A 15,271-nucleotide genomic window follows, 5' to 3' on the forward strand; every position below is an offset into this window, starting at 1 on the left:
GGACCGTAGACCACGCCACCGACAAAACGTCAGCGGACCAGAGTTGCGGCCTCGGTGATGGTGTCCACCAGGTGGATGTGGGGCGCCATGGGCCGGTCTGCGGCCAAGGACTCGAGGAGGGGCCAGACGGGCAGTTCGGTGGTCCAGTGGTGGATGCCGACGAGGATCAGGGGGACCTGGGTGGCCGGGTCGCCGTAGTAGTTGGGTGTGACGGCCTGGAAGATCTCCTGGACCGTGCTGGCCGCGCCGGGGAGGTAGATGATGCCGCCTCGCGCCCGGCGGAGCAGGACGTCCTCGCGCTGGGCGTTGGAGAAGTACTTCGCGATCGACGACGCGAACACATTCGGCGGCTCGTGCCCGTAGAACCACGTCGGGATCGACACTCCGCCGTCACCGGGGTATTCCCCCCGTACGGCGAGACCGGTCGCGGCCCAAGCGGCGACGGACGGACGAAACGACGGTACGACGGCCAGCGCGGTCAGTGCGGCGTCGACTGCGGCCTCGTCGTACGTCGAGAGCGACGCACCGAGGTTGGCCGCCTCCATCGCGCCGGGACCACCACCGGTGACGACGGTGTGGCTGGCTTGAGCCAGCGTGCGACCCAGTTGGACGGCCGAGCGGTACGACGTACTGCCGCGAGCTACACCGTGTCCGCCCATGACGCCGATCCACGGCCGGTCGTCGGGGAGCTCAGTGAGCGCGTCTGCGATGGCGTGGTCGTGAAGGGCGGCGGCGAGGGTCCGGCTGGTGTCGCCCTTCTCGTCGTGCTGGCGGGACCAGGCGTAGATGCGTGCGTCCGGGGTGGCGTCGTACCCCTGGTCGAGATCGGCGTAGAGCTCGTCGGCGTCGTACAGGCGGCTGCGGTAGGAGTCGAAGGGGAGCGAGGGGATCGCGGGGAAGATCAGGCCGCCGCCCTCGCGGATCCACTCCTCGGCCTTCTCCTCCAGGACACACCCGAGGAAGAGGGAGCCCATCGGGTTCAGGCCGAGCAGTTCCGCGGTACGGGCGGACAGGTCGACGGACTGGACCCGCCACCCCTCCATCGAGGTGGCCCCGGCGGCCACGACCTGGTCGAAATGCGCCAGCGACTCGATGTCGACGTGCGGAATGCTCGGCAGTGTCACGAGCAGCACACTAACCGCCATCCACGGGCACAGAAGTCAACTCGGAACTGAACCGGAACCGAGTCGGCAACCTTCCGGCACTCTGCCTGCCCTCCCTAGGACTGGAGCCTGCGATGGGGTAATCCTTAGGACATGACACATGCGGAGCTCTGGGAGCGTCACAAGGCCGTCATGCCGGACTGGCTCGCGTTGTACTACGAGGAGCCGATCGAGATCGTGAGCGGCTCGGGTCGCCGGGTCACCGACGGCGAGGGCAACACCTACCTCGACTTCTTCGCCGGCATCCTGACCAACGCGATCGGCTACGACATCGCCGAGATCTCCGACGCCGTCCGCGAGCAGCTGGCGACCGGTATCGCACACACCTCGACGGTGTACCTGATCCGTCAGCAGATCGAGCTCGCCGAGAAGATCGCCGAGCTCTCCGGCATCCCGGACGCCAAGGTGTTCTTCGCCAACTCCGGCACCGAGGCGAACGAGGCGGCCCTGCTGCTCGCCACGCAGAACCGCCGCTCCAACCAGGTGCTGGCGATGCGCAACTCGTACCACGGCCGCGGCTTCGGCACGGTCGCCGTCACCGGCAACCGGGGCTGGTCCGCGAGCAGCCTGTCGCCGGTGAACGTGCAATACGTGCAGGGCGCCTATCGCTACCGCAGCCCGTTCCGCGACCTGCCCGACGCCGAGTACATCAAGGTCTGCGTCGACGACCTGCGCAACGTCATCGACACCACCACCGCAGGCGACGTGGCGTGTCTGATCGTCGAGTCGATCCAGGGCGTCGGCGGGTTCTCCTCACCACCCGACGGCCTGTACGCCGCGTTCAAGGAGGTGCTGGACGAGTTCGGGATCCTGCTCATCTCCGACGAGGTGCAGACCGGCTGGGGCCGGACCGGCGAGCACTTCTGGGGCATCCAGGCGCACGGCGTCGTACCGGACGCGATGACGTTCGCCAAGGGACTGGGGAACGGGTTCGCGATCGGCGGTGTGGTCGCCAAGGCGAGCCTGATGGACAGCCTGAGCGCCAACTCGCTGTCCACCTTCGGAGGCAACCCGATCTCCACCAGCGCAGCCAAGGCAACGATCGACTACCTGCTCGACCACGACCTGCAGGCGAATGCGGCCAAGCGCGGGGCGCAGCTGGCCGACGGGTTGCGCGGGATCTCCGAGGAGTTCCCAGAGCTGGGCGACGTCCGCGGCAAGGGCCTGATGCTCGCGGCCGAGATCGTCAAGCCGGACGACAACAGCCCGGACCCGAAGACCACCGCCAAACTCCAGCAGGAGACCAAGGACCGCGGCCTGCTGATCGGCAAGGGCGGCCTGTACGGCAACGTCCTCCGGATGGCGCCACCGATGACCCTCACCGAGGAGGAGACGAGCGAAGCCATCGAGATCATCCGCGACTCGTTCAACACCCTGCGCTGACCCGCCACCTAACAGTGCCCCCGGCACGAGGCCGGGGGCACTGGTCGATCAGAGCGGGGCTTCCACCGAGGTGGCTGCCTCGGCGGCGCTTGGTGGCGGGGCGCCGGTGACCTTGCGCCGGCGGCGGGAGCGGCCCTCGAGCCAGCGGGCAAGCACCGAGAGCAGCGAGCAGAGTCCGATGTAGATCACCGCAACGACGATATACGTCGGGATGTACGGGAAGCCGTACTGCAGGCGGCCGCCCATCTGCTTGGCCACGTAGAGCAGCTCGGCGTAGGTGATGATGAAGCCCAGCGCGGTGTCCTTCAGCAGGACGACGAGCTGGCTGACGATGGCCGGCAGCATCGACGTGATCGCCTGCGGCAACAGGATCAGCCGGACCACCTGGTTCTTCCGCATGCCGGTGGCGTACGCGGCCTCACGTTGACCCTTCGGTACGGCGGCGATACCGGCCCGGAAGATCTCCGCCAGCACCGAGCCGTTGTAGAGGGTCAGACCGAACACGACCGCCCAGAACGGCCCGATGCCGAGATCGAACTGCAGGTTGCCGTAGTAGAAGAAGAACATCAGGATCAGCAGCGGGATCGCCCGGAACAGTTCGACGACGAGCGTCGCCGGCGCCCGGAACCACCAGTGATCGCTGATCCGGGCCGCCGCGAACACCGCACCGAACAGGAGGGCGAGGACAGCGGCCAGACCGGCCGCCTTCAGCGTGTTCAGCAATCCGTCGAGCAGTTGCTGCTGGATCGACGAATACTGGAACTGCGCCCAGCGGCGGCTCTCGAACTGACCGCTCTCGTTCAGCCGGTACAGCACCCAGCCGATGACGGCCAGCAGCGCGACCATGACGACCGCGTTGAGGATCCGGTTCCGGGCCTTCGCCCGCGGGCCGGGTACGTCGTACAGGACCACACTCATCAGGCCACCGCCGTCCGTCGCTCGGCCCACCGTTGCAGGAAGACCAGGGGAATGATGAGGATCAGGAAGCCGACCGTGATCCAGACGAGCGTGGCCACCTGGTTCTCACCGCGTTCGGCCATCACGGCCGGAATCGCACCGGCCTCCGCGACGGAGAAACCCGCCGCGATCGTCGTGTTCTTCAGCAACGCGATCATCACGCTGGTCAACGGCGGCACGATCGCCCGGAAGGCCTGCGGGAGTACGACGATGCCCAGCACCTGCATGAACGTCATGCCGACCGAGCGCGCGGCCTCCGCCTGACCGGGCGGAACGGTGTTGACGCCGGACCGGACGATCTCGCAGACGAACGCCGACGTGTAGACGGTCAGCGCGACCACCGCGGACCAGAAGAACGTCGGCAGGGAGATCTCCATCTTCGGCGCGCCGAAGACGAGGAATGCGAACACCAGGGTCAGCGGGGTGTTCCGCAGCGTGTTCACGTACCCGGTGCCGATGGCGCGCAGTGCCGGTACCGGGGAGACCCGGAACGCGGCCAGCACGGTTCCGAGCGCCAGGCTCAGCACTCCAGCGATCAGGAACAGCCTGAGCGTGGTCCAGAAACCGTCGACGAACAGTTCCCAGTTGTCGGTGAGGACCGAGAGCATCGCGACCTTCCAGGGGACTCAAGACGAGGCCGCGGCGCCCGTGGGACGCCGCGGCCGGATGTGCGTCAGTACTTCTCGAGCGGAGGCGGCGTCGAGTCCGAACCCGACTTGCCGAGCGTCGCGTCGTACAGCTCCTTCCAGGTGCCGTCGGACGCGGAGGTCTCCAGGATGGAGTTCACCTTGTCCCGCAGCGCCTTGTCGGCCAGCGGCAGGCCGATGCCGTACTTCTCCTCGCTGAACGGCTTGCCGACCACCCGGAGCTCGTCCGGCGCGGTCGCCGCGTAGCCCTTCAGGATCGCGTCGTCGGTGGTGACCGCGTCGACCTTCTTGTCCAGCAGCTGCGAGACGCACTCGGAGTAGGTCTTGAACTCGGAGATGTTGCTCGCCTCGGTCAGGTTCTCGTCCTTGACCCGCTGGATCGGCGTCGAGCCGGTGGCCGAGCAGACCTTCTTGCCCTTCAGCGCGGTCTTGCCGGCATCCATCGAGGTGTCGGACTTGCGCACCAGCAGGTCCTGGCCGGCGATGAAGTACGGGCCGGCGAAGGACACCAGCTTCTTGCGCTTGTCGGTGATCGAGTAGGTGCCGACGTAGTAGTCGATCTCGCCACCGGCGATCGCGGTCTCCCGGTTCGCCGACGGGATCTCCTTGTACTCGATCTTGTCTGGGTCGAAGCCCAGGTTGGCCGCGACCATCCGGGCCACCTCGATGTCGAAGCCGCAGCGCTTGCCGTCGGCATCCTTGTAGCCGAGGTTCGGCTGGTCGGCCTTGACCCCGACAACCGGAGTGCCACGCGACTTGATCTTGGTGAAGGTCGCGCTGCCGGCGACGTCCACGCCGGACGCGGTGGTGAACTTGTGCAGGTCGCCGCAGGTGTCGGACGCGGCACTGTCGCCGGTGCCGCCGCCGCCGGCGGGCTCGTCCTTGCCGCAGGCGACTGCGGTCAGCGCGAGCGCCGCGACGCCGAGGCTGGCGACGAGGTTGCGCATTCTCATGGTCTGGTTCCCCTTCGTGTGATTGCTGGTACGGCCGCGGGCGGACGTCAGTGCTTCAGGATCTTCCCGAGGAAGTCCTGGGCACGTCGTGAGGTGGGGTTGGTGAAGAACTCCTCCGGACTGGCCTGCTCGACGATCTCGCCGTCGGCCATGAACACCACCCGGTTGGCCGCGGTCCGGGCGAATCCCATCTCGTGCGTGACCACGACCATCGTCATGCCCTGCTTGGCGAGGTCGATCATCACCTCGAGAACCTCCTGGATCATCTCCGGGTCGAGCGCCGAGGTGGGCTCGTCGAAGAGGATGACCTTCGGGTCCATGGCCAGTGCCCGCGCGATCGCGACCCGCTGTTGCTGGCCGCCGGACAGCTGAGCCGGGAACTTCGCGGCCTGGTTGGCCACCCCCACCCGCTCCAGGAGTTCCATCGCCCGCTGTTCGGCCACCTTGGGGTCCGTCTTGCGGACCTTGCACGGCCCGAGCGTGACGTTCTGCAGGATCGTCTTGTGCGCGAACAGATTGAACGACTGGAACACCATGCCGACATCGGCCCGCAGCTTCGCCAGGGCCTTACCCTCGCTCGGCAGCGGCTGCCCGTCCAGCGTGATGGTGCCCTCGTCGATCGGTTCGAGCCGGTTGATCGCGCGGCAGAGCGTCGACTTGCCGGACCCGGACGGGCCGATCACCACGACGACCTCGCCCTTGGCGATGGACAGGTTGATGTCCTTCAGGACGTGCAGTTCGCCGAAATGTTTGTTGACACCGGTCAGTGCGACCAGATCCGTCTTCGTCAACGTACCGGAATCGCTCATGGCCAGAACCTAGCGGAGCCGGGGGTGAGGTCGCAGCGCTGGTCGGTTCCACGGTGGTAACGATCTGCAATATAGCGAGACAGACTGTGATCACCCGGTCACAGCCTGCTTGCTGCGGCTGTACTTCGCGGTCACCGGGCCGGGGCACGTACTCTAGGTGGCTGTCATGCGTACTTATGAGGTTCGCACCTACGGGTGCCAGATGAACGTCCACGACTCCGAGCGGCTGCGCGGGCTGCTGGAGGACGCGGGCTATGTCCGCGCGCCCGAGGGCGACCAGGCCGACGTGGTCGTCTTCAACACCTGCGCGGTCCGCGAGAACGCCGACAACAAGCTGTACGGCAACCTCGGCCACCTGGCGCCGGTGAAGGCCAAGAAGCCCGGCATGCAGATCGCCGTCGGCGGCTGCCTGGCGCAGAAGGACAAGGCCAGCATCACCAAGAAGGCGCCCTGGGTGGACGTCGTCTTCGGCACCCACAACATCGGCTCGCTGCCGGTGCTGCTGGAGCGGGCCCGGGTCCAGCAGGAGTCGCAGGTCGAGATCCTCGAGTCGCTCGAGGTGTTCCCGTCCACGCTGCCGACCCGGCGCGAGTCGCCGTACTCGGCCTGGGTGTCGGTCAGCGTCGGCTGCAACAACACCTGCACGTTCTGCATCGTCCCGTCGCTGCGCGGCCGGGAGAAGGACCGCCGGCCGGGCGACGTCCTCGCCGAGGTCGAGGCGCTGGTCGCCGAAGGGGTGCTCGAGGTGACCCTGCTCGGCCAGAACGTGAACTCGTACGGCGTCGAGTTCGGCGACCGCTACGCCTTCGGCAAGCTGCTGCGCGCCTGCGGCACGATCGACGGGCTGGAGCGGGTTCGCTTCACCTCGCCGCACCCGCGCGACTTCACCGCGGACGTGATCGAGGCGATGGCCGAGACGCCGAACGTGATGCCCTCGCTGCACATGCCGCTGCAGTCCGGCTCGGACCGGGTGCTGAAGGCGATGCGCCGCTCGTACCGCCGCGACCGCTACCTCAAGATCATCGAGGACGTGCGTACGGCGATGCCGGACGCCGCCATCACCACCGACATCATCGTCGGCTTCCCGGGCGAGACCGAGGAGGACTTCCAGGGCACGCTCGACGTGGTCCGGCAGGCGCGGTTCTCGGGTGCCTTCACCTTCCAGTACTCCAAGCGCCCCGGGACCCCGGCGGAGTCGATGGAGGATCAGGTCCCGCGCGACGTCGTACAGGATCGGTACGAGCGGTTGGTCGCGCTGCAGGACGAGATGGCGTGGGCCGAGAACAAAAGGATCGTCGGCCGGTCGCTCGAGGTGCTCGTGGCCGAGGGGGAGGGGCGTAAGGACGCCGCCACCCACCGGCTGAGCGGGCGCGCGCGGGACAATCGGCTCGTCCACTTCGCCCTGCCCGAGGGTGTCGAGGCGCCGCGGCCAGGTGACATGGCAACGGTCGAGGTCACCTACGCCGCGCCCCACCACTTGGTCGCCGACGTCTTCGGTTCAGTACGACGTACTCGCGCCGGCGACGCCTGGGAAGCGGCACAAGGCCAAGCGGCCCCGGCGCCCGGCGTGATGCTCGGCATGCCGACAATCGGCGCGAAGCCGCTGGAGCCCGCGACTGGCGGTTGCCAGGTCGGGTGACCGACCAGCTGGGATCGTCAGCCGACCGGGCGCCGCTCCTTCCTCCCGATGCTCAGCCGTTCGCGGCTGGGCGGGACGCTGACGTCTACGCCCTCGACAACTCCTGGGTGTTGCGGCGCTATCGCAACGGGCACCCGGTGCGGGACGAGGCGGACTTCATGCGTCACGTCGCTTCATACGACTATCCGGTGCCGGCGGTCCGCGAGGTCGACGGTGCGGACATGGTGATCCAGCGACTCGACGGACCGACTCTCGGGGACGCCGCCCTGGCTGGCGGCCTGAGCGCGGCCGAGGTCGGCGAGATCCACGCCGACCTGCACCGACGCCTGCAGGCGATCCCGGCGCCGAGTGGCACGCCGGGTCGTGTCGTGGTGCACGGCGATCTGCACCCGCTCAACGTCATCGCGACCGCGGACGGCCCGGTCGTCATCGACTGGCGCAACGCCGTCGAAGGCACAGCGGCCTTCGACGTCGCGATGACCGCGATCATCTTCGCCCAGGTCGCACTCGACCCGTCGTTTGAAGACCTGACCCCGCTTCTGCGCGAAGCGTTGGCGAGTTACCTCGCCAACTCCATCGACCCCAGGCCGGGCTTGGCCGACGCCCTCGCCGTACGCGGCCGCAACGTCACGCTCACACCCGAGGAGTTGGCTCTCCTGCCTGCGCAGGAAGCACTGATCCGCTCGTATCTCTAGGCGCTCAGGAACTGCGACGGCTTGAGTGCGTGGGTGACGATGCGGAGCTCGCCGATGTGGCCGGCGAAGGTCTGCTCGATCACGTTGTTGTAGTGGTTCGCGCCGAGGAGCCACGGCTTGCCGGCGGTCGCGAGTCCGTTCGACGGAGTTGACGGGTTGCGCAGCAGCGGCGACGAGTCGACGTACAAGGTGCTGTGCTGCCCGTCGTTGACGACCGCGAGGTGGAACCATCGGCCGGCGACCTGCTCATGGCCCCAGTTGGTGAAGGTGTCGTTGCGGTCGAGCGGGTAGACCGCCCACTGCAGTTGGCGTCCGCCGGAGAAGGCCAGGTTGACGACCGGCTCGGACGGGTCGCTGCCGGTCTTGCCCGCGTCCGCTCCGGTACCCATCCGGCTCAGCAGACCCTCCCAAGCGTGGTCGGCGCCGTCGTCGGCCAGCTTCACGAACGCCTCGATCGTGTAGCCGCTCTTGAACGTCATGCCGTTGAGTGGCGCGTTGTCCGCCGTACGGAGGTAGCCGCCGCGGGCCGGGTTCTTGCCGCCGGCAAACAACCAGCTGGCGTGGCCGGGCTGGTCCGGGTGGTACTCCGTCGATGCTTGCGGACCTTCCCCGGCCAGCTGCACGCGAGTGAGGTGGTTGCCTTGACCGGAGTGGTCGATGACCGTGTTGCCGACCGGGCCGTCGAAGCGCCAGTACGCCGCTGTGCCGGGGATGACCAGCTGTGTCGCCGGACGGGCGGGGCGGACCGGGATGGGGTCGAATCCCTTGAACCGTGTGGCGAAGTCGATCGGGATGCTGAACCGGTTGGTGTCGTCGGTCAGCTCGATCTCGCCTTCGGCGAGCAGACTGCGCCGGGCCGGGGACTGGCCGAGGATCCACGGCGAGACGGTCTCGACGTCGATGGTGTTGCGGGCCAGGTCGAAGTGGTAGAGCCGGATCATCGCGGAGCCGCCGTAGTAGCGGTCCTGGTAGTTGGCGAGGTGCAGGTGCACATCGTTGCCGGCGGCATTCTTCCGGGTGGTGCGGCCGGGCGGCCAGAAGTGACCGTTCAGAGCGAGGAAGATCTGGTCGTTGCCGTTGACAAGCTGATCCCAGACGCGGGTGCCGTGATCGGTGAAGTACGCCTCCGGGTTGCCGGCATCGGCGTTCACGAGCTCGTGCGTGGCGAGAATGACCGGCAGCTTCGGATGCGCCGAGATCACCGCGCGGGCCCACGCGAAGCTGGCGTCCGACGGCCGCCAGTCCATTGCCAGCAGCAACCATTGCCGGCCGGCCGCGCGGAACACGTGGTACGAGTTGTACCCGTTCGGCGTCGATCCGCCGTACGTCGGCATCCGCCGGAACCGCTGCGGTCCGAACGTGCGCAGGTACGGCGAATCGCCGCGGGTGTCGTCCTTGGACGCGTCGATGTCGTGGTTGCCGGCCAGCACGCTGTACGGCATCCTGGCCCGGTCGAGGATCGTGAAGACCGGATCGGCCTGGGCGAACTCGGACGCCTGCGCGTTCTCCACCACGTCGCCGAGGTGCGCGGTGAACACGATGTTCTCCGCCGCCCGCTGCTCGATCAGCCACTCGAAACTCGCGACCAGCGGAGCCGAGTCCCCCCGATCCAGATCGAACAAGTACTGCGTGTCCGGTACGACGGCCAGCGTGAACCGCGGGTGCTCGGTGTCGACCCTGCCCGCCGTCGTGGTGGCCGCTGCCTGATCAGGTCGGGTGAGCTCTGGCGCGAGTACTGCACCCGCACTCAGCACACCTGCCTGCAACAGCCGCCGCCGGGTCGTCCCGTCGTACCGCTCGTCCATTCCGCCTCCAGAGCTCTCTGACACAGCAGGGAACTCTAAAGCGGTTCAGCCCCTTGGGCGGTGAACACCAGAAGAACCCTCCGCAAGGCGCGGGAGGCGCGGTGATGCGGCGGCGGGTCAGAAGCCGTGGGCGATCACCGCGGGAAGCCCACCGGCACGCAAGCCCGCCAGCACTCGGGCCTCGTGCGGGACCACCGGATCGGGAAGCTTGTCCAGCGAGAACCAGTCCAGCCCGTCGGCCTTCTCCGGCTCCATCAGCCGCGGTTCGCCGGTCCACTTCGACGCCGTGAAGAAGAAGTCGACACGTTCGTCGATCGGATCGCCGTTGCCGCCGGTGCGGTGCATCGCGGTGATCGGCACCAGATCAGCCGGATCGATCTCCACCCCAGCCTCCTCCCGCGCCTCCCTCACTGCTGCCTCAACCACCGACTCCCCCCGCTCCACATGCCCCGCCGGCACCGCCCAGTACCCATCCATATAACCGGTGTTGGCCCGCAGCAACATCAACACCTCATCCCCCCGCCGAAGTACGACGTACGCCGCCGGAACCACCCGAAACCGATCCATGCCTCAAACCCTAGACGGGGCCCGAACGACAGGAGGTAGGCGCCGGGGTGACGGCCGGGTAGGCGTGGCCGGTCCGGCGCCGGCGCCCTTCAGCCCGGTATCTCCTGTCGTTCGGGCCCAGCCACCTGTTCATGATTTTCGGAACGATTCAGTCCGATTCGCGGTTTCAGCCCGGCGGCCCGCGGGTAGGTCGGGAGGGACGGCGACTGAACAGACTCGGGGACTGATCTGGGAGGGAACCCTTGTCAACGCAGTACCCGCCGGCTCACGCTGCCGACGATCGGCAGTTCATCGTGCCCGCTGATGGGCCGTCCGTTTCGTTCGAGGAGCTGCCCTTCCGAGACGGATAGCCAAGCCCGATGGATGCATATGCCCTGCAGCGCAGCTGGGACCAGGTGACGAAGCACGGCGATCAGGTGGCGCTGTACTTCTACTCGCACATCTTCGTGTCTCATCCCGAGGTACGGTCGATGTTCCCGCTCAACATGTCGAACCAGCGGGACAAGTTCGTCAGTGCACTCGGCCGGATCGTCAGCCATGCCGATCAGATCGAGAACGATGCGGCCTTCCTGCAACACCTCGGCCGCGATCATCGCAAGTACGCGGTCGTCGCGGAGCACTACAACGCGGTCGGTGCCTCGCTCTGCGCCACCCTGATGCATTTCCTGGGGGACGAGTGGGACGAGGAGCTGGCCGCGCACTGGACGGCGGCCTACCAGGTGGTCGCGAGGATCATGGTCGAGGCGGCGGAGACGTCCTCGGAGTCCACTCCTGACTGGTGGGACGCCGATGTGGTCTCAGCCGAACGGCGGACCATGGACCTCACTCTGCTGACGGTCCGGCCCAGGCGCGCGTACCAGTTCGTCCCCGGCCAGTCGGTGTCCATGGAGATCCCGCAACGCCCTCGGCTGTGGCGGTACTTCAGCCCGGCCAACGCGCCGCGCTCGGACGGCTCGATCGATCTGCACGTACAGCAGATCGACGGTGGCCAGGTGAGCCCGACCGTGGTGCGGTCCCTGAAGGCCGGCGACACCGTGAAGCTGGGAGCGCCGGTCGGCGAGCGGCTGACGCGGCGGGAAGGCGACACGAAGGACTTGCTGATGGTCGCCGGTGGAACCGGTCTCGCTCCGCTCCTCGCCGTACTCGAGCAGATCGACCACGAGTGGCAGCGGTCGGGCACTGGGCCTCTGGTCCATCTGCTTCACGGGGTCCGGATGCCCTGGCACCTCTACGACCGCCCTCGGCTGCGAGAGCTGGCGCAGAAGCGGCCCTGGTTCGAATACACGGAGGTCGTGTCGGACGACCCGTCGTACCCCGGAAAGCGCGGCAAGGTCGGCACGGTCGCCGCACGTCAGCTGCTGTACGGGCGTACGGCGATGGTGTGCGGCGGCCCGCAGATGGTCGCGCACACGCTGGAGCAGCTGGCCGCCGCCGGCATGGCTCCCGAGCACATCAAGTACGAGCACTTCTACTACGCGGCCGCTGGCGACCACACCGCCTTGCCGGCGCTACCAGGTCAGGAGACAACAAGTGACGAACAACAGCCGCCACGCCTCTCCGCACTATCAGACACCGCAGTCGATCCGGGACGAGACGTTCCAGCGCCGGATGCGGGGTCTCGACGCGGCCAAGGTCTATGGATACCTCGATCTGCTGGCTGACCAGGTACAGGCCACCGAGCGAGAGCTCAGCGAGAGCCGGGCCAGGAACGAGCGTCTCCAGGCCGAGCTGCAGCGCGGGCGGGCGGAACTGCAGCGCGTGCAGGCGGAGCTGGACCAGTACGAGCAGGCCGGCGACCGTGTGAACGAACAGGTCGTCCAGCTGTTCAGCCAAGCACAGCTCGTGGTCGAGGAGATGGTCTCCGACGTCAGCCGGGACGCCCGCGAGCGCATCGGCCAGGCGCGCGCACACGAGCGCAAAATCGTCGCGGAGGCCATGGACACGGCTGGGCAGCAGGTTCGGTCGTACGCGCGGACGGCGCAGGAGCAGATGCAGTCGATCGTGAACTCCTTCGCCACCGAGGTCGACCGGCTCGGGAGCACAAATCAGCCTGGCGAGTTGGGTACGGCGGCGCCACACCAGAGCGACCCTCTGCACGACAACTTGGGCGACTGGCCGCGTCCAGGCACCGCATGAGCGATTCGCAACCGACCTGTCCTGTCCACACCGCCCCGGCCGCCCAACATCGCAGGCTTGTGGTTGTTCCGTTCGCACTCGTCGGACTGGTCGTGCCCAGTGCCACCGTTGGCGCGGTCGAAGTTGGCTGGAATGTGCCGACCAGCCGTCCGGCTGTCGTCGTACTGAGTCTGGCAATCCTCTTGCTGGGCATTCGGATCTGCAGCCTCGTTGCGGTCCACGCCGGAGAACAGCTGCTCCAGGTCGGCGACAGGCCGTGGCGCAAGGCCCCACGGACCGGCCGGCGGGCGTCGGCAGGTCCCGGGCGGGTCCGGGCGAGGATCGGCCACCCGATAAGCCAGTTCGGTCCCGAGCACAGCCCCGGGAGCGCTGACGTCGAGCTGGTTCGGGCCGCGGCCACGGAGTTCCTCGAGCAGTTTCATGCCGAGAACTCCCAGACGGGGCCGTTGGGACCGCGGATCGCCGCGGTGATGCGCGAGATCGACATGACCGGGACCTATTGGCACACCCCTGAGGAACTGGCCTTCGGCGCCCGCGTTGCCTGGCGCAACAACGCACGGTGCATCGGCCGGCTTTACTGGCGCAGTCTGCACGTGCGTGACCTGCGGACTGTCTCGGACGCCGCCGGCGTCGCCGAGCACTGCTTCGACCATCTGCGTGCCGCTCACAACAGCGGGAAGATCCGGCCGATGATCAGCGTGTTCGCACCCGAGACGCCGTACCGGCCTGCTCCCAGGATCTGGAACGAGCAGCTCATCCGGTACGCCGGCTACGAGCAAGCAGACGGGCATGTCCTCGGAGACCCCCGCTACCGAACGTTCACCAGCGAACTGATCAAGCGCGGCTGGCGGCCGCCCGAACGCCCGGGTGCCTTCGACATACTCCCGCTCGTCGTGGAGACCGTCGAGGAGGGGCCACGGATGTTCGAGCTCCCCGGACAAGCGGTTCACGAGGTCCCGCTCGAGCACCCGGAGTTGGCGTGGTTCGCCGACTTGGGCATGCGGTGGCACGCGGTCCCGGTGATCAGCAACAACCGGCTGGTCATCGGCGGTGTCTCCTACCCGGCCGCACCCTTCAACGGGTGGTACATGGGCACGGAGATCGGGGCGCGCAACCTGGGCGACAGCGACCGGTACGCCCTGGTTCCGGAGGTTGCGGAACGGATGGGGCTGGACACGTCGGACGAGGCGACCCTCTGGCGAGATCAGGCCTTGGTCGAGATCAACCGCGCGGTCCTGCACTCGTTCCGCGCGAACGGCGTGACCATCACCGACCATCACACCGAGTCCCGCCGGTTCCTCATCCACCTGGAGCGCGAGGAACGAGCCGGCCGCCGCTGCCCCGCCGACTGGACCTGGATCGTGCCACCCATGTCCGGCTCGCAAACCCCGGTCTTCCACCGCTACTACGACACCGAGACCCGACTCCCCAACTTCTTCACCGACGACGACGCCGCACACCGCTCCCTCCACGGCACCCCACCCGCCTTCCTCTAAACAAACCGAGGGGAGGAGCAGGGAGGCCTCAAAGGACACCGTCTCCGGCGGCGACACTTCTTTTGCCGCCTCCGGCGGGGCGCGTACTCGCAACGCCGATCGGTGTGATCGGCGGGGACGGACTGTCTCATCAGGCCTACCGAGACGCCCTTACCCTCCGCCACCACGTCGCTGACCGACTCCGCGCCACTTTGTGCACGGCTTGACCATCCTGAAGCGCTTCAACATGGTCGAACCATGCACAAAGTCACCTGAAAGTCTGCCGGGGTTCGTCGCCGCTGGGGGCGGTGTCCGTAGACGGGACGAAGGGCCGCGAGGGGTTCCTCGCGGCCCTTCGAAGGTGGTGCTCAGGCGGGGTTCTGGTTGTTGGGGATGTCGTCGTCTTGGCCGTCGAGGTTGTCCAGACCCTCTTTGGCTTTGTCGACTCCCTGGTCGATCTTGTCGCCGTACTTGCCGCCGGTCTTCTCGTCGACGAAGTCACCGGCCTTGTCCAGGCCCTCGCCGACCTTGTCGCCGTGCTGGTCGACCAGGTCGCCGGCCTTGTCCTTCAGGTCCTCGGCCTTGCCCTTGAACTTGTCGAAGATGCCCATCCGCGGGGCTCCATTTCCTGCGTAGTGAACTGATTACGGACAGCTAGCGCGCATCCTCGCACCAACTACGCACGAACTGTGGGATCTACTCGACGTCGCCGCCCGAGTCGGTGGTCTCCCCACCGCCACCCTCGACGTCGCCGCCGCTCTCGGTGCCGGGGTCGCCGGCCTCGACATCCCCACCGCTGAACTCGACATCGCCGCCGCTCTTCTTCAAAGCCGCGGCTTGTTCGTCACCCTCCAGGTCCAGCGCTTCCTTGGCCGCGTCGGACTCTTCTTCGAACGGATTCGTCACAGCTCGTTCCTCCCGTATCAGGTGTTGCGATCTGCAGTGTTCCTACCGAACATGCAGGGTCATCCACAAGACCAGCGGCACCCTCTTGGCCGAGTCTTCATCAGGGGGCGACCGGGGCGGTGGGGCGGGAATCGAG

The 15,271-nt window shown here is 67.4% G+C and carries 15 protein-coding genes; 6 read left to right on the top strand and 9 right to left on the bottom strand.

Translation table 11 applies throughout. The features are described from left to right. Nucleotides 1-29: 29 nt before the first annotated feature. The gene (locus EV646_RS36620) at nt 30-1,124 is read right to left on the bottom strand and encodes an LOG family protein (protein ID WP_241996562.1); all 1,095 of its coding nucleotides are present in this window, start codon (nt 1,122-1,124) and stop codon (nt 30-32) included. A 132-nt stretch (nt 1,125-1,256) separates the two neighbouring features. On the opposite strand from EV646_RS36620, the gene EV646_RS36625 reads away from it, so the two are divergent. Further along, nucleotides 1,257-2,546, top strand: coding sequence for an aspartate aminotransferase family protein (locus tag EV646_RS36625; RefSeq protein ID WP_132157042.1), 1,290 nt, complete (start codon nt 1,257-1,259; stop codon nt 2,544-2,546). 48 nt (nt 2,547-2,594) lie between these two features. Here the strand turns inward: EV646_RS36625 and EV646_RS36630 are convergent, their stop codons facing one another. The 4 genes from EV646_RS36630 to EV646_RS36645 form a co-directional block, all read right to left on the bottom strand. Continuing rightward, on the bottom strand, nt 2,595-3,464 hold the full coding sequence (locus EV646_RS36630) for an amino acid ABC transporter permease (protein ID WP_132157044.1): 870 nt from the start codon (nt 3,462-3,464) through the stop codon (nt 2,595-2,597). Continuing rightward, on the bottom strand, nt 3,464-4,111 hold the full coding sequence (locus tag EV646_RS36635) for an amino acid ABC transporter permease (protein WP_132157046.1): 648 nt from the start codon (nt 4,109-4,111) through the stop codon (nt 3,464-3,466). The genes EV646_RS36630 and EV646_RS36635 overlap by 1 nt, the downstream gene beginning before the upstream one ends. Before the next feature lie 65 nt (nt 4,112-4,176). Continuing rightward, nucleotides 4,177-5,103: a glutamate ABC transporter substrate-binding protein gene (locus EV646_RS36640; RefSeq protein ID WP_132157048.1), complete on the bottom strand. Its 927-nt coding sequence runs from the start codon at nt 5,101-5,103 to the stop codon at nt 4,177-4,179. A gap of 47 nt (nt 5,104-5,150) precedes the next feature. Further along, nucleotides 5,151-5,879 carry an amino acid ABC transporter ATP-binding protein gene (locus EV646_RS36645; RefSeq protein WP_206752060.1) on the bottom strand — a complete coding sequence of 243 codons (729 nt, stop codon included), beginning with the start codon at nt 5,877-5,879 and terminating at the stop codon, nt 5,151-5,153. Between the two features lie 199 nt (nt 5,880-6,078). Here EV646_RS36645 and miaB point away from each other — a divergent pair, with 199 nt between their 5' ends. Together miaB and EV646_RS36655 are read left to right on the top strand one after the other, a co-directional pair. Next, a complete protein-coding gene (gene miaB / locus EV646_RS36650; RefSeq protein WP_132157052.1) occupies nt 6,079-7,551 on the top strand; it encodes a tRNA (N6-isopentenyl adenosine(37)-C2)-methylthiotransferase MiaB in 1,473 nt (490 codons plus the stop codon). Continuing rightward, a complete protein-coding gene (locus EV646_RS36655; RefSeq protein WP_241996563.1) occupies nt 7,548-8,246 on the top strand; it encodes a phosphotransferase in 699 nt (232 codons plus the stop codon). The genes miaB and EV646_RS36655 overlap by 4 nt, the downstream gene beginning before the upstream one ends. Here the strand turns inward: EV646_RS36655 and EV646_RS36660 are convergent. Both EV646_RS36660 and EV646_RS36665 read right to left on the bottom strand, forming a co-directional pair. Next, nucleotides 8,243-10,075 (bottom strand): LamG-like jellyroll fold domain-containing protein, encoded by a 1,833-nt coding sequence (locus EV646_RS36660; protein WP_241996564.1) that lies wholly within the window; start codon nt 10,073-10,075, stop codon nt 8,243-8,245. The genes EV646_RS36655 and EV646_RS36660 overlap by 4 nt on opposite strands. 93 nt (nt 10,076-10,168) lie before the next feature. Then, on the bottom strand, nt 10,169-10,618 hold the full coding sequence (locus EV646_RS36665; protein ID WP_132157054.1) for an NUDIX hydrolase: 450 nt from the start codon (nt 10,616-10,618) through the stop codon (nt 10,169-10,171). A gap of 359 nt (nt 10,619-10,977) precedes the next feature. Between EV646_RS36665 and EV646_RS36670 the strand changes: the two genes are divergently transcribed. The 3 genes from EV646_RS36670 to EV646_RS36680 are packed head-to-tail and all read left to right on the top strand — an operon-like array spanning nt 10,978 to nt 14,250. After that, entirely contained in the window at nt 10,978-12,279 is a 1,302-nt protein-coding gene (locus EV646_RS36670; RefSeq protein ID WP_132157056.1) for a globin domain-containing protein, read from the top strand. After that, nucleotides 12,227-12,754, top strand: coding sequence for a DivIVA domain-containing protein (locus EV646_RS36675; protein ID WP_132157058.1), 528 nt, complete (start codon nt 12,227-12,229; stop codon nt 12,752-12,754). The genes EV646_RS36670 and EV646_RS36675 overlap by 53 nt, the downstream gene beginning before the upstream one ends. 59 nt (nt 12,755-12,813) lie before the next feature. Then, nucleotides 12,814-14,250: a nitric oxide synthase oxygenase gene (locus tag EV646_RS36680; protein ID WP_241996565.1), complete on the top strand. Its 1,437-nt coding sequence runs from the start codon at nt 12,814-12,816 to the stop codon at nt 14,248-14,250. A gap of 347 nt (nt 14,251-14,597) precedes the next feature. On the opposite strand, the gene EV646_RS36685 is transcribed toward EV646_RS36680, so the two are convergent. Together EV646_RS36685 and EV646_RS36690 are read right to left on the bottom strand one after the other, a co-directional pair. Continuing rightward, nucleotides 14,598-14,840, bottom strand: a complete 243-nt coding sequence (locus EV646_RS36685; RefSeq protein WP_132157060.1) for an antitoxin — start codon at nt 14,838-14,840, stop codon at nt 14,598-14,600. Between the two features lie 85 nt (nt 14,841-14,925). Beyond that, entirely contained in the window at nt 14,926-15,135 is a 210-nt protein-coding gene (locus EV646_RS36690; RefSeq protein WP_132157062.1) for a hypothetical protein, read from the bottom strand. Between the last annotated feature and the right edge of the window lie 136 nt (nt 15,136-15,271).

This window comes from Kribbella antiqua (assembly GCF_004345665.1).
Lineage (GTDB): Bacteria > Actinomycetota > Actinomycetes > Propionibacteriales > Kribbellaceae > Kribbella > Kribbella antiqua.